Raw genomic sequence first — 15,179 nt, forward strand, 5'->3', positions numbered from 1 at the left:
CAAAATTCTTCCTCCCCGCGGCCGGCGGCTCAGAGTCGCTTCCAGTCGGTCGGTTCGCCCGAGAGCCCGAGCACGCGCGATTCGCGACCCCCGCCATCCGCGTCGCGGACCTCGATGAGCCCGTCGAACGCCTGCTTGATGACCTGAATCGTCTGCTCGTCGTGCGCCCCCGAGTCGATGGTGAAGACGCCGATGTAATCGGCCGCGTCCAGCCGCGAGGAGAGGACGTGACAGAACTTGAACACCGTCTTCTTGTCCGTGTAGGTGAGCATCGTCGACAGCGAAACGAGCGCCAGTCGGCCCCGTTCGCGGCCGGAGTTGTGCAGGCCTTCGAGCGCCTTCGTGATGCCGATCCCGATGCCCGTGAGGTCGCTCGGCGAGGACACCTGATGGATGTATGCGCCCTCGAAGGAGCCGCCGGAACTGCCCTCGCCGCGGCAGTCGACGACGCCGAGCTGCGAGTCGTTCAGCTCCGGAACGAGCTCGCGGAAATCCGTGACGACGTCCTCCGCCTTGTCGCTAGTCGTCACGACGACGGCACCGTCGCCGTTGCGCGCGCCGTCCGCCAGAATGTCGTAGGCGAGTCGCTCTTTCCCGGTCATCGCGGGACCGGAGATGAGGATACTCGACCCGGGCCGTACCTCCCGAAGCGCGTCGAATTCGACAACCGATGAGAGATCGTACATGTCATTCACCCCCTCAGTTTTCTTCGCCACTGCTCAGTCCGCGTAACGTCGCGATGAAGTCGTCGTCGTCCTCGATCCCACCGAGCGTGTCGGAGAGGCCGTCCTGCATCTCTTCGATCTCGTCGTCTAGATCTTCGTACTGGTCGTTCTCGGCGAGTTCGGCCCCCGATTTGGTCGCCTCCAGCGTCGCTCGCTTCTCGACGAGCGCGTAGTACTCCTGGAGCATCGAGTCGTACTCCGACCGGTCTAAGAGGTTCGTCACCGTCTCGTGGAGCTGCTCGCTCCGGATCGGCTTCGAGAGGTACGCGTCGAACCCCATCTCCAAGATGTCGAAGTCCGGCTCGACGGCGGTTACCATCGCCACGCGGCAGTCGAGCTCCCGCTCGCGGATCCGACTCAGTACTTCGTCGCCCGAGAGACCGGGCATCATCCGGTCTAAGAGGACGATGTCGACGGACTCGTCGAGCAGTTCGAGCCCCTCGTCCCCGTTCTGGGCCATCCGGACCTCGTATTCGCCCTCTAGCCAGAGCTTGTACGTCTCGGCGACATCCGGTTCGTCTTCGACGATCAACACGACGGGCGGGTCCGATTCAGACATGCTGTTCTTACTGCCCTCGTTTCTATATCCACCTACATAGCCCTGTGGGTGTCGGCCGTAGCGGGCACGAAAGGTCTGGTTACCGGCCCGGAGCGACAGCCACATTGGACTGCCCGACGAACGGGGGAGCGTGATACGAAACCTCGCTCGGGGCGTCCAGTCGTTCACGAGCAACGCGTTTCTGGTGACGGGCGACCGAACGGTGCTCGTCGACGTGGGCAACGAGTTCGACGTCGTCTCGGCCGTCGAAGACCACGCCGGCGGCCTCGACGCCGTCGTCCTGACGCACACCCACTACGACCACGTCGGCAACCTCGGCGACGTCGTCTCCGCGTTCGACGTCGACGTCTGGGGATACGACACCGAACAGGACGGCGTCACCGACGCCATCGCCGACGGGGAGACGGTCCAGTTGGGCGACCACGAGTACGAGGCGCTGCACACGCCCGGACACAAGAACGACCACCTCTGTTTCCACTCGCCGGCCGCGAGCGTGCTGTTCGCCGGCGACCTGATCTTCGCCAACGGGAGTTTCGGCCGCACCGACCTCGAAGAGGGGGACCGCGACCAACTGGTCGAGAGCATCGACCGCGTCCTCGATACCGTCGGCGAGGACCTAGACGAGATGCACACCGGCCACGGCCCGAGCGTCACCGATAACGCGTACCACGACATCGAACTGGCGTGGCAGGCCGCCCGGTTCTGAGGGCTCGTCGAGCGCCTCACTCGAACGCCGTCGCCAGCAGCGCGTCGTAGGCGTGGTCGTAGGCGTCCGCGACGGCCTCGGGGTCCGCCCGCGTCTCGCCGTCGAGCGCCGGCAGTCGCACCGCGCCCTTCCGATCGATGAGGTCGACGACCTTCTCGACGCGCTCCTCTAACTGGCCGTCGCCGGGACCGCCGGTGGCTATCTCGCAGGCCTTCGCGTAGCGGTCGCCGTCGTAGAAGCGCGCTCGACCGGGTTCGACGACGGCGACGGCGTCCGGGACGAACCCGTCGAGCGGACGCGCCACGTCGCCGTAGGACTCCACGACGGCGCGGTCGGTCGCGGCGATGTCCTCGGCGAGCGAGTCGAGCGCCTCGGCGTGCATCGCGCCCATGAGGTCGTTGAAGTCAGGCACCGACGTGACCCGCGGGGCGGCGTCGAGCGGGAGGCGCTCGGCGACGGACTCCGGAGTATCGACGGTCCCGTTGACGACGAACTCGCCGACGCCGTCGGTACCGACCCTGTCGACGACGAACTGCTGGTCGTCTTTCCCGAGCAGTCCGGTGCTGGGGCCGGGCGAGGGATGCCAGAGGCGGTGAATCGGGTTGATGGCCTCCGGTCGGACCTCGCCCGGCGACGCGGCCGCCAAGCGCTTCGCGTCCTTCCCGAAGAGACGGCCCTCTTCGGTGGCGTGCAGGAAGTCGTCGTGGTCGAACCAGTAGTTGTTGCCGGCGCGGGGCTTGAACCCGCGCGCGTCGGTGTGAGCCAGCAAACCGACGGAGAACGTCGTCTTGCCGGCGTCGACCCGGTCGCCCCCTGCGACGAGCAGGTTCATTCGTCGTCGAGTCCGTACAGCCCGACCACGTCCTCGGCGTCCGGTTCGGCGAAGACCAGCGAGTCCTGGTTGAAGATCATCCACGGGATGGCCCAGTCGACGAAGACGGACTCGTTGAACTCGCTCAACTCGGCGTCGACCGGGAGTCCCTGCAAGAGCCGAGCGATCTCGGGAATCGTGTACAGCTTCTCCGGGTCGAGGATGTCTGCCGGTTCGTGCAGTTCGAAGGAGAGGATCTCGTCGAATTCGCGCTTCTCGACTGGCATTACCCCGGGTACGCAGAGGCATTGGGTAAATCCCTCGAAGCCGTCGTAACAACTTTGTTCCTCTACGCTAGGTGATAGATGGATGGTTTCGGTCTTCGTCGGCTACGCGTTCGTGCTGCTAGCCTCGGGGGTGTTCGTCGCCGCGCTGGCGATGTACGCGTGGGACCGTCGAGACCGAGTCGGTGCCAAGCCGCTGTCAGTTCTGTTGATCGGGCAGGCGGTCTGGTGCGGCTGTGCCGCCGCCGCCGTGCTGTCACGGGAGACGTGGTGGGCGCTGTTCTGGTCGCGTGCGTGGTACGTCGGCATCGTCGTCACCGTGGCCGGTCTGTTCGTCTTCGCGCTCGAATACACGGGTCACGAGAAGTGGCTCGGGTGGCGAACGTACGCGTTGCTCGCCGTCGAACCCGCGATACTGCTCACCGTCGCGGCGGTCGCTCCGGAGATGCTCTATACGGTCGAGGGACGGTCCACGGCCGAGATGCTCGGGTGGGTCGTCGTCTCCGGCGACGTATTCTGGGCGCACGTCGCGTACTCGTACCTGCTCGTGACCGTCTCCTCGGTCCTGATCGTCCGGTTCGCGCTCTCGTCGGGGGAACTGTATCGGAAGCAGGTGTACGGCCTGCTCGCCGCGATCGCCGTCCCGTGGGCGGGCAACGCGCTCTATCTGTTCGGCGACGTCGGCGTCGACACGACGCCCATGACGTTCGCCGCGACCGGCGCCGCGCTCTCGTGGGCAGTCCTGCGGGCCGGTTTCCTCGACATCTCCCCGATCGCCCATCAGAAGGTCGTCGAGTCGCTGAACAGCGCCGTCTTCGTCATCGACGGCGAGGGCCGACTCACCGAGGTCAACGACGCGGGACGGCAGTTACTAGGCGGTGACGGGGTCGTGAACGAGCCCGTCGCGGACGCCTTCGCGGAGTGGCCGGCGCTGCGCGATACCGCCGTCCTCGAGGTCTCCTCGGAGACGCGGACGGAAATCGCCCGAGACGACCGCTACTTCGACGTGCACGTGACGCCGCTGTACGACGACAGGGACCACCGTATCGGGCGGCTGGTTCTCGTCCACGAGATGACCGAACAGAAGACGCGCGAGCGCCAACTCGAACACCGCAATCAGCAGTTAGACCGGTTCGCGTCCGTCGTCTCTCACGACCTCAGAAACCCGTTGAACGTCGCGGACGGGAGTCTGGAACTCGCGCGTGAGACCGGCAGTCCACAGCACTTCGATAGGCTCGAACGCGCCCTCGGGCGAATGGACCAACTCATCGGCGAGATGTTAACCCTCGCCCGCGGCGGGTCGGTCACCGACGAAGCGACGGTATCGCTGGCGGCGGTCGCACAGAAGGCGTGGGGACACGTCGAGACCCGCGACGCGACGTTACGAGTCGACACCGACCGCGCCGTCGTCGGTAGCGAAGAGCAGCTGTTGCAACTGCTCGAGAACGCGTTCCGGAACAGCGTAGAGCACGGGGGCGACGGCGTGACTATGACCATCACGGCCGACGACGACGGGTTTTACGTCGCCGACGACGGGGAGGGGATCCCCGAAGCGGAGCGCGAGAGCGTCTTCGAACACGGGTTCACGACGAGCGAGGAGGGGACGGGGCTCGGGCTCGCGATCATCGAACACGTCTCCGAGTCCCACGGCTGGGACGCGACGATAACCGAGAGCGACGCCGGTGGTGCGAGACTTTCTATCACGGGCGTCGAGACCAAGACGGACGGCGCGGCGAACGCGGCCGTCGACGAGCGGTCTCGCAACTGAGCGACTCACTGCTGGCGCTCGACTGTCGCACTCGAAAAAATATCGCGGTGAGGAGCCGTTACTCGAAGTGACTGACCGCGGTCTGGTACTCGTCTGCGGCGTCGTCCCAGTCGACGACCTCGAAGAAGGCGTCGATGAACGAGCCGCGGTCCGGACCGTAGTCGTAGTAGTACGAGTGCTCCCAGACGTCGAGGGCCAGAACGGGGTGTGCGCCCCAGAGCGCGCCCTGGTCGTGCTTGTTGACCTTGACGTTGCGAAGTTGCTTGGCAACGGGGTCGTAGACCAGCAGCGCCCAGCCGCCGGCGGCCTTCGCGGCGGCCTCGAACTCGTCCTTCCAACCGTCGTAGGAGCCGAAGTCCTCCTCGATGCGGTCGCGGAGTTCGCCTTCGGGTTCGCCGCCGCCGTTGGGCGACATGTTGTTCCAGAACAGCGTGTGGAGGTAGTGCCCACAGCCGTTGTGGGTGACGTCACCCAGCGCACCGGCCGTCGAGGAGTGGTCGCCGGACTCGCGGTTCTCGGCCAGCGTCTCCTCGGCCGATTCCAGCCCGTTTACGTAGCCCTGATGGTGGGTGTCGTGGTGCCACGTGAGCACCTGCTCGGAGATGTGAGGCTCCAGCGCGTCGTAGTCGTACGGGAGCGGTGGCAGCTCCGGTTCGGAGTGTTCTGACATATGAAATCTCCTCCACAGGAAACGTCGCGCGGCCCACTGTTAAACGTTTAGGAACCGTATGGTATCGCACACCATAGAGCGCGAGACGGCGTACCGTCTCGCGCTCGCTCAGTCCCTCGCTCGCTCGAACATCTCGATCGCTTCCTCCCGGCGCTGACTGTGGTCCACGATCGGCTCGGGGTAGTCGGGGGCCGCGTTCTCTCGCTGGGTCGGCGACGCCTCGTGCCAGTTGTGAATTATCTCCGCGCCGGCGTCCCGCAGTTCCGGGACGTACCGCTTGATGTACTCGGCGTCGGGGTCGTAGCGCTCGCCCTGCGTCATCGGGTTGAAGACGCGGAAGTACGGTTGGGCGTCGGTCCCCGTCGAGGCCGCCCACTGCCAGCCGCCGTTGTCGTTACCCGTGTCGTGGTCGACCAGCTTCTCTCGGAACCAGTCGTAGCCCTCTCGCCAGTCGACGAGCAGGTCCTTCGTGAGGAAGGAGGCGACGATCATCCGGAGGCGGTTGTGCACGAACGCCTCCTCGCGGAGTTGGCGCATCCCGGCGTCGACGATGGGATAGCCCGTCTCGCCGTCCTTCCACGCCCGTAGCCCTCTCTCGTCGGTGTTCCACCGAATCTCCGTCTCGTACTCCTTGTAGTTCTCCGTGACGACGTTCGGGTTCGCGAAGAGGACCTGCGCGTAGAACTCGCGCCAGGCGAGTTGGGACTGGAACTCCTCGACGGAGGAATCTCGGTCGCTGCCCGGCTCGGTCGCGCTCCGGGCCTCGGCGGTGCCCTCGTACACCTCGCGGATACCGATGGTACCGAACTTGAGGTGGGCCGAGAGGCGCGACGTGCAGTCGTCGGCGGGGTAGTCCCGACGCTCCTCGTAGCGGTAGACGTCGTCTTCGAGGAAGGAGTCGAGCAGATCGCGGGCGCGGTCGGTGCCCGCCGGCGGCACGTCCGCTTCGGGTTCGTCGAATCCCAGCTCGTCGAGCGTCGGCAGGGCGTCGCCCTCGACGTCGGCCAGCGCCTCGCGCTCGGGCGCGTCGTAGGGGGCGTCTTTCTCGCGCTCGCTCCACTTCCGGCCGAAGTAGGTGAAGACGCTGTAGGGGTCGCCGTCGTTGGTCGTTATCTCGCCGGGCTCGTGGAGGACGGCGTCCTGGACCGCCTCGCGGGCCACGTCGGCGGCGTCGAGGGCCTGTCGAACGTCGGCGTCGCGTTCGCGCGCGAGCCCGGAGTAGTCCTTCCCCCACGTCACCACGTCCGCGCCGTACTCGGCGGCGAGTTCGGGCAGGACCTCGCGGGGGTCGCCGCGGGCGACGACGAGATCGCTACCGCGGTCGCGGTACCACGAGCGGAGGCCGTCGAGCGCGTCGAGCATGAACGCGACGCGGGGCGGGGCGGCGTGGTCGAGGACGGCGGTATCGAAGACGAACGCCGGGACTACGGGGTCGTCCGCGCTGGCGCGCGCGAGGCCGGCGTTGTCCGCCGCTCGCAGGTCCCGCCGATGCCAGTGAAGTCGCATACGGACGGATGGAGTGTATCACGCAAAAAGGCGCACCCAACACGGTTTGGCCCGGCGGCAGAGTTATTCCGGTGGCCCCGGTGGTCCGCGGTATGTCTGCCGACGACGTGGTACTCGACATCACAGGCGACGTCGCCACCGTGACGCTCAATCGACCGGACGTGCGGAACGCGCTTGCCGTGGATACCGCCCGCGAACTCACCGACCGCTTCGAGACCATCGCCGACAGCGACGCCCGCTGTGTCGTCGTCGAGGGGGCCGGTCCCGCCTTCTGCGCCGGCGGCGATATCGGCGCGATGATCGAGGGGGTCGCCGAGGACCAGCCGCCGGCCGACCGCGCCGAACTCGTCGTCTCGGCGATCAACGCCGCGGTGGAGTCCGTCTACGACTGCCGCCTCCCGGTCGTGGCGAAGATAGACGGCCCGACGTTCGGGGCCGGCGCGGGGCTCGCGCTGGCCTGCGACATCCAACTGGCGAGCCCGGAGGCGAAGATCGGCTTCGGGTTCCGGCAGGTCGGTCTCGCCATCGACTCCGGCATCTCCTACTCGCTGCCGCGCATCGTCGGGCCGAACAAGGCCAAGGAACTGGTGTTCACCGGCGAACTGCTCGACGCCGACGCCGCCCGCGAACTCGGCATCTTCACGCGCCTATTCGAGGAAGACGCCTTCGAGGAGGGCGTCGAGAACCTCGCGACGACCATCGCCGAGGGACCGACCGTCGCGCTCACGCAGGCCAAGCGACTGCTAAATCGCGGCTCCGAGGGGACCTTCGAACAGGCGCTCGACCGCGAGGCGACCGCGCAAGGCCTCGCCTTCACGACCGACGACCACGAGGAGGGCGCGACGGCGTTCATGGAACAGCGCGACCCCGAGTTCGAGGGGCGCTAAGCGGCCGAGAGCGGCCGGGCGACGCCGACCCGCATCGTCAACCCTTTACTACATTCGGGTTGACGAGCGCGTATGTCCGACGACACGTTCCGGTTGGCGGTGGACCGCGACGACCGATCGTTCCGGTACTACCGCAACGCCGTCGAGCGCCACTGGGACCCGGCCGACGTCGATATCGCTCGGGACCGCGACCCGCTGGTCGACGCCCACCCGAAGACGTTCGAGAACTTCAGAGCGACGGTGGCGAAGTTCGGCGCGGGCGAGCGAGCGGTGACCGAGGACCTCGCGCCGCTGGCCGTCGCGCTCTCGGACGCCGAATCGCAGGCGTACCTCTCGACGCAGCTGTACGAGGAAGCCCGGCATCTCGACTTCTTCGAGCGCTACTGGCGCGAGGTCGTCAACCCCGTCGAGGAGGCGCGCGGCCTCGACCCCACCTCGCCGACCGACGACCGCTGGATCAACGCGGCCTACGACGAACTGCTGGCCCGCACCGACGAGGCGATGCACCGCCTGTTGGAGTCGGATACGCCGGAGAACCGCGCAGTCGCCTACTGTCACTACCATCTGACGATCGAGGGCATCCTCGCACAGACCGCCTACTGGGGGCTCCAACGGAGTTTCGGTCGCGGGGAGAGCGACCTCCCGACGCTTCCAGGGTTCACCGAGGGGATTCGGGCCATCCGGAGCGACGAGGGCCGCCACGTCGGGTTCGGGATGTCACAGTTGAAGGCGCTGGTCGCCGACGGCGTCGACCCGCAGCTGCTGCACGACACGGTCAACGAACTCCTGCCGCTGGTCCAGCGGACGACGACCGACGGCATCAGCGCGGGTTCGGGCCGCGAGACGTCGGGCCCCTCGGCCGCCGACCTCCAGACGTACGCCGCCGAGAAGCACACCGAGCGGATGGCCCAGATAACCGACGAATCCGCCACTCTCCCGGACGTGGAGACGCTGGTCGCGCTGGAGAGCTGACCGTGCGAGCCGCAACTGTCAAATCTCGTGACAGAGGAGAGTACGTATGGTAGCCGAGACCCCGGACTGGGAGTTCAAACAGCGGGACGTCCACATACTACGGGAACTCGCCGCCGAACCCCAGCGGTCCTCGCGCGAGCTCGCGAGCATCCTCGAGACGAGGTACGACATCGACGTCTCGCACGTCACCGTCAGCGAGTCCATCCGGAAGATGCGCGAGGAGGACGTCTTCCGGGAGGCCATCGTCCCCAACGAGTCGCTGTTCAACTTCGCGCTCTTCGAGTTCAAGTTCAACCCGGAACACTTCGCCGACGCGTGGCACGACGCGATGGTCGCGATCCGCGACGACGAGCACACGCTCATCTACTTCCTCTCGGACGGGGAGTACCAGTGGAAGTCGGTGATGATGTTCCCCACCCGCACCGCCGAATCGCGGTGGATTCACGAGTTCTACAAGAACCACGGCGATGTCGTCCAGAACGTGCGCAACTCCGTCGTCCACAACGTCCTGAAGTTCCAGACCGACCCGGAGATATTCACCGCGCTACACGAAGAGTAGAGAGGAGAGAGAAAGTCCGACTCAGAGTTTCCGCTCGGCGTCCTCGGCCAGCTCCTTCATCCGCTTGCCGACTCGCCCGGCGTCGGAGAACTCGTCTTCGCTCATCGCCGTCGCCAGCGCGTTCCCGAGGACGAAGACGGCGTGTTTGTGCTCGCTCTTGGACTTGTGGACGTCCGAGGGCCGAACGTCGAGTTCGTCGTAGGGGTCGAACAGCGAGGGGTCGACGCTGTCCATCTCGTCGCGGAAGAACTCCATGATCGTCACCATCTGCTCGTGGAGCTCCAGTAGCTCGTCTTTGTGCATATTGTGATGTGTATTCGACGGGACTCGTATAAGAATTGCTTGGGAGAGGGTAACAGACTGACACGGCCCGCCGATTAAAAGACGTACTCGTCGTCGTGACCCATCATACCGTCTTCCTCGAATCCGGGTTCCTCGTCCTCGTCCTGAGGGCCGGACGTCTTGTACGCTTTCAGCCCGGTGGAGAGGAGGTCTTCGATGGCTTCCTCGCGGTTGAGGAACTCGCCTCGCTCGACCAGCTGAGCGATCTGCATCTCTAGATGTTCCGGGACGTTGATCTCTACCTTTGGCATCGCAACGTTGCCACCTTTGGGGAAGGCATATTTAAACCTGACGGGGGTCGTTACGGTATCGAACAACTATTAATCCGGTTCGTCGCTATCTGGTTTTCGAAATTCCATATTCAGTTCCCGCATCGTGAACCAGCGGCGGGTCAGTGAGCGGCGGGGCACCGCCGGTTTCGGGTATAGTCAGGCTCAAAGGGGCGGCATCCTAAGACCGACGTGATGGAACCACTGCGTGGTGACGAGCGGACGGTGGGCGAGACGGCAGTCGTCACGCGCGGTTGTCGAATCGAGCGCGGGACGCCCCGCCCGGTTCTCGACGCCGATACGCGCCCGACGTTCGCGTGGGCCACCGATTCGGAGGCGATCGCCGCGAGCGGTGCCGCCGCCCTCGTGACCGCCGACGGCTCCTCGCGCTTCGCCGACGTGCAGACGGCCGCCGAGAGGCTCTTCGACCGCTGTGAGGTCCCGGCCGGCCTGCCGAGCGCCGCGCGCCCCCGCCTGTTCGGCGGCTTCGCCTTCCACGAGGGCGACCGCGACGGCGACGACTCCCCGTGGGACGGCTTTCCCGGGGCCGCGTTCTTCCTCCCCGAACTGCAGGTGACCGAGACCGACGGAGAGACGTGGCTCACGACGACTGGGACCGGCGCGTCGGCCGAAACCGACGCCGACCGACTGCTCGAGACGTGGCGCGACCGGCTGGCCGACGCCGCCGCGTCGCCCCGGGCCGACCCGCCGGGCGTGGACGCCCGCGAACGAACCCCGTCGCAGGCCGTCTGGCGCGAGCAGGTGGGCAACGCGCTGGAACGGGTCGACAGCGGCCGCCTCCAGAAGGTCGTCCTCGCGCAGGCGCTGCGCGTGAGCCTGCGCGAAGACCTGTCGGTCCCGACCGTCCTCGACCGGTTGGCCGAGACGTACCCCGACTGCTATCGGTTCATGTTCGCGCCGCCCGGCGACGGGACCTTCTTCGGCGCGACGCCGGAACGCCTCGTCTCGCTCCGGGGCCGAACCGTCCGGACCGAGGCGCTGGCCGGGTCGACCGGCCGCGGCGACACCCCGGCCGAAGACGAGTGGCTGGCCGCGGAGCTGCTCGACAGCGAGAAGGACGTCCACGAGCACCAGCTCGTCGCCGACGCCATCCGCGACCAGTTAGAGCCGTTCGCCTCCTCGGTGCGCATCGGCGAGCGGACCGTCCGCCGACTGGCGACGGTTCAGCACCTCAGAACGTCGATTACCGCCGAACTCGGACGGGACGAACACGTCCTCTCGCTGGTCGAGGCGCTCCACCCGACGCCCGCCGTCGGCGGTCTCCCGCCGGACGAGGCCCTGCGGACCATCCGCGAGACGGAGGCCTTCGACCGCGGGTGGTACGCCGCCCCCGTCGGCTGGGTCGACGCCGCGGGCAACGGCACCTTCGCCGTCGGCATCCGCTCGGCGGTCGCCCGCGACCGGACGGCCACGCTGTTCGCCGGAGCGGGCATCGTCGCCGACAGCGACCCCGACCGGGAGTGGGACGAAGTGCAGCTCAAGTACCGCCCGATGCTGGACGAACTGGAGTGACACATGGGCTATCCGAACGTCAACGCGCTGTGGGCCGAGACGCTGGTCGAGGAACTCGTCGCCGGCGGCGTCGAGTCGGTCTGTCTCTCGCCGGGCAGCCGCTCGACGCCGCTGACGGTCGCCTTCGCCGAGCATCCCGAGATACGGACGTTCTCGCACCTCGACGAGCGCTCCTCGGCGTTCTTCGCGCTCGGCCGCGCGCGCCGGACGGGGAAGCCGACGCCGCTGGTCTGCACCTCTGGAACGGCCGCCGCGAACTTCCACCCGGCGGTAATCGAAGCCGACCAGTCCGGCGTGCCGCTGCTCTTGCTCACGGCCGACCGACCGCCGGAACTCACGGACAGCGGCGCGAATCAGACCGTCGACCAGGAGAAACTGTACGGCGACGCGGTCCGCTGGTACCGGGACATGCCCGAACCCGAGGCCGAACCGCGGAAGGTCAGGATGCTGCGGACCACCGCCGCTCGGTCGCTCGCCGCGTCGACCGCCAGCGACCCCGGCCCGGTGCATCTCAACTGCCGCTTTCGCAAACCGCTCGAACCGACGCCGGTCCCCGACGACGACCCGGACGGCGTGTCCGACGACTGGGCGGACGGCGACCGATTGGCCGCCGAGGGTCGGGACGGCCCGTTCGTCCGGACCGAGCAGGGGCGGCCCGAACTTCCGTCCGAGGAGATCACCCGCGTCGCCCGCGCCGTCGAATCCGCCGACCGGGGGCTCATCGTGGCTGGACCCGCGGACGACGGCCTCGCTCCCGAGGCGCTCGAAGCGCTCGCGGGAGCCACCGGCTTCCCGGTCCTCGCGGACCCGCTGTCTGACCTCCGGTTCGGCCCGCACGTCGACCGCCTCGACGTCCCGGTCTGTGGCGGCTACGACGCCTACCTCGGCTCCGACGCCGTCGCGTCGTGGGCCGACCCCGGCGTGGTGCTTCGCTTCGGCGCGTCGCCCACGTCCAAACCGCTCCGGCACTATCTTCGGGATACAGGCTGCCGCCAGTTCGTCGTCGACCCGGCGGGCGGGTGGACCGAAGCCGAGTTCACCGCCTCCGACCTGCTGGTCGCGGATCCGAACGCCACCGCGAGCGCCCTCGGCGAGCGCGTGACCGAACGGGGCAGCGAGCCGTGGCGGGAGCGGTTCGCGGCCGCGGAGCAGGTCCACTGGGAGGCAGTCGGAGACGCGCTCGCGTCCGACGACCGCTACTGGGAGGGCGGCGTGCTGGCCGACGTGTCCCGGCTCGCGCCCGACCCGACGACCTTGTTCGTCTCCAACAGCATGCCCGTCCGCGACCTGGACCGCTTCGGCCGCCCCCGAACCGCGAATCTCACCGTGCTGGGCAACCGCGGGGCCAGCGGCATCGACGGCATCACCTCGACGGCGCTCGGTGCGGGCAGCGCGACGGACGACCCGCTGGTGCTGGTGACCGGCGACCTCGCGTACTACCACGACATGAACGGTCTGCTCGCGCTGGGCCGCTGTGGCGTGGACGCGACCATCGTCCTCGTGAACAACGACGGCGGCGGCATCTTCGGGATGCTCCCCATCGCGGACCACGACACCTTCGAGTCGCAGTTCCGGACGCCGCACGGGCTGGACTTCGGCCCGACGGGCGACCTCTACGGACTGGAGTTCCGACGGGTCGAAGACCGCGCGGCGTTCGAAGAAGCGTTCGAGAAGTCGGTCGACAGCGCGGGCACGCAGGTCATCGAACTCCGGTTCGATTCCGAGGCGAGTCACGACCGACGCGGGGAACTGACTGCGCGCAGCCGCCGGGCTATCGCCACTCGCTGAGCGACTCTTCGAGGGTCCCCTCCGGGACTGCCGTGGTCTCTCCCTCCGTCTCCGGGAGTTCGGTGAAAGCCGTATCGTTCTTGCTGAAGTCAGGTCGGTCGCCGCCGGTCGTGCTCCCCGAGACGACGCCGACGACGTCCCCGTCGAGGGTGACCAACGGGCCGCCGCTGTTGCCCTGCTGGACCGGCACCGTCGAGAGCAGCCAGTCGATGCCGCGGGGCCGTCGGTAGAACCGTCCGAGCGTGATGAGCCACTTCCCGAGTCGCCCCGGGTGGCCCACGGTGACCAGCGGGTCGCCGTACTCCAGATCGGCCGAGTCGCCGAGCGAGAGCGACGGCACCGAGACGTCAGTGTCGAGGAGCGCGAGGTCGGGCCGCATGTCCTCGTAGTAGCCGACTCGCTCCGCGGTGCCGGTCGTCCCGTCGAACGTCTCGACGGACATCGACGACGCCCCCAGCACGACGTGGGCGTTCGTGACGATCCGTCCGTCGCCGACCGCCCATCCGGTGCCGCGCCGTCGGTCGGTCTCTAAGACGACGACCGAATCCCGAATCGCCCGTCCGGTCTCGGACGCTCGCTCTCTCGTCGCGTCGTCGAACGGCTCGGTCGGCGGATCTCTCCCGTCGACCTGCTCGCCGGCCGCTTCCGCCGCCGTTCGAACCCGCTCTTCGAGCGCGGAGCCGTCGTCCGGGAGTCGTTCGACGACGCCGGAGCAACCGGAGAGTCCGGCCGCGGCGGCGAGCGACGCGAGAACCGAGCGGCGTGACCGAGCCATACCGCATCGAGGGGGGCCGAACGTATAGGGGTTATCACAATCGCAGGACGGAGAACGTCAGCACGGAGAATCCGAGCGGCAGCCACGTCCCACACAGCGCGACGATCCCGACGATGGAGAGGAAGCCGACGTCGAGCGCGAACAGCGCCAGCGGTGTGACGAGGCTCCAGCCGCCGAAGACGAGCAGCGCGACGCGCGGCATCGACTGGAGGTAACCGACGATCAGCAGCCCGCACGCGCCGACGATGGCGTTGACGTACAGCGGGAAGCCCGGCATCACCGTGGTGAACAGTAGCGCGGGGTAGAGGACGACCATGAGCCCGAGTACCGTCAGCTCGTTCTCGGTCGGAAAGAGACGGATACCGCGCTGGCCGACCTCGACGCTCTCTCTGACGGTGTATCCCGCGGACGTGTTCCATACACCGCCATCACCGTTCCCGGTGGCTCCCGCGGCCGTAGCGCCCGTAGCGGTCCCGCCCGTCGCCGTCGCGGTAGCAGCCGCCTCGGTCGGACTCGTCCCCGTTGTGCCCGTCTCCGCCGTATTCTCGGCCCGGCTCGCGGTCTCCGTGGCCGTCTCCCGCTCGGACCGATTCCCGCGGACGCGTTCGCTCGCCCGCCGTTCGCGCCGCGTCCGGTCCCCGCTCCGCCGTCGAGCGCGCCCGTCGTTCTCGCCGACGGAGCCGTCTTCGTCGTCAGTATTCGAATCCGCCCGGGTCGACTCCTCGCTTCCGGTCCCGTAGCCGGCATTCCGCGCCGCTCTGGCGACGTCGCTACCCCCCGGTTCGGGATCGTTGCCCACGTAGGCTGCGTGACCGACCCTGTCGTATCGCGCCCGCTCCGTCTCGTCTACGAGGACGTCGCGGGCTTCGACGAGTTTTCGGGTCGCGACGCGAGCGTCGGCGTCGTCGTTCACGTCGGGATGGGTCTCCTTCAGGCGCTCTCGATAGGCCGCGTCGATCTCGTCGGTCGTCGCGTCCTCGGCGACGCCGAGTACCTCGTAGAACGTCTCGCTCATGGAGGGCTGG

The 15,179-nt window shown here is 67.6% G+C and carries 17 protein-coding genes; 7 read left to right on the forward strand and 10 right to left on the reverse strand.

What is annotated here, in order from left to right; genetic code table 11:
* Positions 1–29: 29 nt before the first annotated feature.
* Together EGH23_RS04825 and EGH23_RS04830 are read right to left on the reverse strand one after the other, a co-directional pair.
* Positions 30–686: an RAD55 family ATPase gene (locus EGH23_RS04825; RefSeq protein WP_220578876.1), complete on the reverse strand. Its 657-nt coding sequence runs from the start codon at positions 684–686 to the stop codon at positions 30–32.
* Between the two features lie 13 nt (positions 687–699).
* Positions 700–1,284 (reverse strand): HalX domain-containing protein, encoded by a 585-nt coding sequence (locus tag EGH23_RS04830; protein WP_220578877.1) that lies wholly within the window; start codon positions 1,282–1,284, stop codon positions 700–702.
* Between the two features lie 130 nt (positions 1,285–1,414).
* On the opposite strand from EGH23_RS04830, the gene EGH23_RS04835 reads away from it, so the two are divergent.
* On the forward strand, positions 1,415–1,990 hold the full coding sequence (locus EGH23_RS04835) for an MBL fold metallo-hydrolase (protein WP_220578878.1): 576 nt from the start codon (positions 1,415–1,417) through the stop codon (positions 1,988–1,990).
* A gap of 16 nt (positions 1,991–2,006) precedes the next feature.
* Here EGH23_RS04835 and EGH23_RS04840 read toward each other — a convergent pair whose 3' ends face one another.
* Positions 2,007–2,822, reverse strand: a complete 816-nt coding sequence (locus EGH23_RS04840; RefSeq protein WP_220578879.1) for an ATPase — start codon at positions 2,820–2,822, stop codon at positions 2,007–2,009.
* A complete protein-coding gene (locus EGH23_RS04845; RefSeq protein ID WP_220578880.1) occupies positions 2,819–3,088 on the reverse strand; it encodes a DUF5827 family protein in 270 nt (89 codons plus the stop codon). The genes EGH23_RS04840 and EGH23_RS04845 overlap by 4 nt, the downstream gene beginning before the upstream one ends.
* 82 nt (positions 3,089–3,170) lie before the next feature.
* Between EGH23_RS04845 and EGH23_RS04850 the strand changes: the two genes are divergently transcribed.
* On the forward strand, positions 3,171–4,853 hold the full coding sequence (locus EGH23_RS04850) for a sensor histidine kinase (protein WP_220578881.1): 1,683 nt from the start codon (positions 3,171–3,173) through the stop codon (positions 4,851–4,853).
* Positions 4,854–4,911: 58 nt separating this feature from the next.
* Here the strand turns inward: EGH23_RS04850 and sod are convergent, their stop codons facing one another.
* Complete coding sequence (sod, locus tag EGH23_RS04855) at positions 4,912–5,523, reverse strand: superoxide dismutase (RefSeq protein WP_220578882.1); 612 nt, start codon at positions 5,521–5,523, stop codon at positions 4,912–4,914.
* 108 nt (positions 5,524–5,631) lie between these two features.
* Complete coding sequence (locus EGH23_RS04860; protein WP_220578883.1) at positions 5,632–7,029, reverse strand: cryptochrome/photolyase family protein; 1,398 nt, start codon at positions 7,027–7,029, stop codon at positions 5,632–5,634.
* Positions 7,030–7,121: 92 nt separating this feature from the next.
* On the opposite strand from EGH23_RS04860, the gene EGH23_RS04865 reads away from it, so the two are divergent.
* The 3 genes from EGH23_RS04865 (at position 7,122) to EGH23_RS04875 (ending at position 9,447) form a co-directional block, all read left to right on the forward strand.
* The gene (locus EGH23_RS04865) at positions 7,122–7,916 is read left to right on the forward strand and encodes an enoyl-CoA hydratase/isomerase family protein (protein WP_220578884.1); all 795 of its coding nucleotides are present in this window, start codon (positions 7,122–7,124) and stop codon (positions 7,914–7,916) included.
* 72 nt (positions 7,917–7,988) lie between these two features.
* Positions 7,989–8,888 (forward strand): ferritin family protein, encoded by a 900-nt coding sequence (locus EGH23_RS04870; RefSeq protein WP_220578885.1) that lies wholly within the window; start codon positions 7,989–7,991, stop codon positions 8,886–8,888.
* A 46-nt stretch (positions 8,889–8,934) separates the two neighbouring features.
* Positions 8,935–9,447, forward strand: a complete 513-nt coding sequence (locus EGH23_RS04875) for an AsnC family protein (RefSeq protein ID WP_220578886.1) — start codon at positions 8,935–8,937, stop codon at positions 9,445–9,447.
* Positions 9,448–9,468: 21 nt separating this feature from the next.
* Here the strand turns inward: EGH23_RS04875 and EGH23_RS04880 are convergent, their stop codons facing one another.
* Complete coding sequence (locus EGH23_RS04880; RefSeq protein WP_162316080.1) at positions 9,469–9,750, reverse strand: UPF0058 family protein; 282 nt, start codon at positions 9,748–9,750, stop codon at positions 9,469–9,471.
* A 74-nt stretch (positions 9,751–9,824) separates the two neighbouring features.
* The gene (locus EGH23_RS04885; RefSeq protein ID WP_162316079.1) at positions 9,825–10,040 is read right to left on the reverse strand and encodes a DUF7120 family protein; all 216 of its coding nucleotides are present in this window, start codon (positions 10,038–10,040) and stop codon (positions 9,825–9,827) included.
* A 213-nt stretch (positions 10,041–10,253) separates the two neighbouring features.
* On the opposite strand from EGH23_RS04885, the gene EGH23_RS04890 reads away from it, so the two are divergent.
* Together EGH23_RS04890 and menD are read left to right on the forward strand one after the other, a co-directional pair.
* Positions 10,254–11,591: an isochorismate synthase gene (locus tag EGH23_RS04890; RefSeq protein WP_220578887.1), complete on the forward strand. Its 1,338-nt coding sequence runs from the start codon at positions 10,254–10,256 to the stop codon at positions 11,589–11,591.
* 3 nt (positions 11,592–11,594) lie between these two features.
* Positions 11,595–13,379, forward strand: coding sequence for a 2-succinyl-5-enolpyruvyl-6-hydroxy-3-cyclohexene-1-carboxylic-acid synthase (gene menD / locus EGH23_RS04895; protein ID WP_220578888.1), 1,785 nt, complete (start codon positions 11,595–11,597; stop codon positions 13,377–13,379).
* Here menD and EGH23_RS04900 read toward each other — a convergent pair.
* Both EGH23_RS04900 and EGH23_RS04905 read right to left on the reverse strand, forming a co-directional pair.
* Positions 13,363–14,154 carry a S1C family serine protease gene (locus EGH23_RS04900; protein WP_220578889.1) on the reverse strand — a complete coding sequence of 264 codons (792 nt, stop codon included), beginning with the start codon at positions 14,152–14,154 and terminating at the stop codon, positions 13,363–13,365. The genes menD and EGH23_RS04900 overlap by 17 nt on opposite strands.
* A 34-nt stretch (positions 14,155–14,188) precedes the next feature.
* The gene (locus EGH23_RS04905; RefSeq protein ID WP_220578890.1) at positions 14,189–15,169 is read right to left on the reverse strand and encodes a J domain-containing protein; all 981 of its coding nucleotides are present in this window, start codon (positions 15,167–15,169) and stop codon (positions 14,189–14,191) included.
* Positions 15,170–15,179: the final 10 nt, after the last annotated feature.

The organism is Haloarcula nitratireducens, from assembly GCF_019599505.1.

What these genes read in the sequence shown, in the direction of transcription:
- EGH23_RS04885 (WP_162316079.1), bottom strand. Translation starts at nt 10,040, where the DNA reads ATGCCAAAGGTAGAGATCAACGTCCCGGAACATCTAGAGATGCAGATC.
- EGH23_RS04865 (WP_220578884.1), top strand. Translation starts at nt 7,122, where the DNA reads ATGTCTGCCGACGACGTGGTACTCGACATCACAGGCGACGTCGCCACC.
- EGH23_RS04860 (WP_220578883.1), bottom strand. Translation starts at nt 7,029, where the DNA reads ATGCGACTTCACTGGCATCGGCGGGACCTGCGAGCGGCGGACAACGCC.
- menD (WP_220578888.1), top strand. Translation starts at nt 11,595, where the DNA reads ATGGGCTATCCGAACGTCAACGCGCTGTGGGCCGAGACGCTGGTCGAG.
- EGH23_RS04900 (WP_220578889.1), bottom strand. Translation starts at nt 14,154, where the DNA reads ATGGCTCGGTCACGCCGCTCGGTTCTCGCGTCGCTCGCCGCCGCGGCC.
- sod (WP_220578882.1), bottom strand. Translation starts at nt 5,523, where the DNA reads ATGTCAGAACACTCCGAACCGGAGCTGCCACCGCTCCCGTACGACTAC.
- EGH23_RS04850 (WP_220578881.1), top strand. Translation starts at nt 3,171, where the DNA reads ATGGTTTCGGTCTTCGTCGGCTACGCGTTCGTGCTGCTAGCCTCGGGG.
- EGH23_RS04845 (WP_220578880.1), bottom strand. Translation starts at nt 3,088, where the DNA reads ATGCCAGTCGAGAAGCGCGAATTCGACGAGATCCTCTCCTTCGAACTG.
- EGH23_RS04830 (WP_220578877.1), bottom strand. Translation starts at nt 1,284, where the DNA reads ATGTCTGAATCGGACCCGCCCGTCGTGTTGATCGTCGAAGACGAACCG.
- EGH23_RS04840 (WP_220578879.1), bottom strand. Translation starts at nt 2,822, where the DNA reads ATGAACCTGCTCGTCGCAGGGGGCGACCGGGTCGACGCCGGCAAGACG.
- EGH23_RS04880 (WP_162316080.1), bottom strand. Translation starts at nt 9,750, where the DNA reads ATGCACAAAGACGAGCTACTGGAGCTCCACGAGCAGATGGTGACGATC.
- EGH23_RS04890 (WP_220578887.1), top strand. Translation starts at nt 10,254, where the DNA reads ATGGAACCACTGCGTGGTGACGAGCGGACGGTGGGCGAGACGGCAGTC.
- EGH23_RS04825 (WP_220578876.1), bottom strand. Translation starts at nt 686, where the DNA reads ATGTACGATCTCTCATCGGTTGTCGAATTCGACGCGCTTCGGGAGGTA.
- EGH23_RS04905 (WP_220578890.1), bottom strand. Translation starts at nt 15,169, where the DNA reads ATGAGCGAGACGTTCTACGAGGTACTCGGCGTCGCCGAGGACGCGACG.
- EGH23_RS04870 (WP_220578885.1), top strand. Translation starts at nt 7,989, where the DNA reads ATGTCCGACGACACGTTCCGGTTGGCGGTGGACCGCGACGACCGATCG.
- EGH23_RS04875 (WP_220578886.1), top strand. Translation starts at nt 8,935, where the DNA reads ATGGTAGCCGAGACCCCGGACTGGGAGTTCAAACAGCGGGACGTCCAC.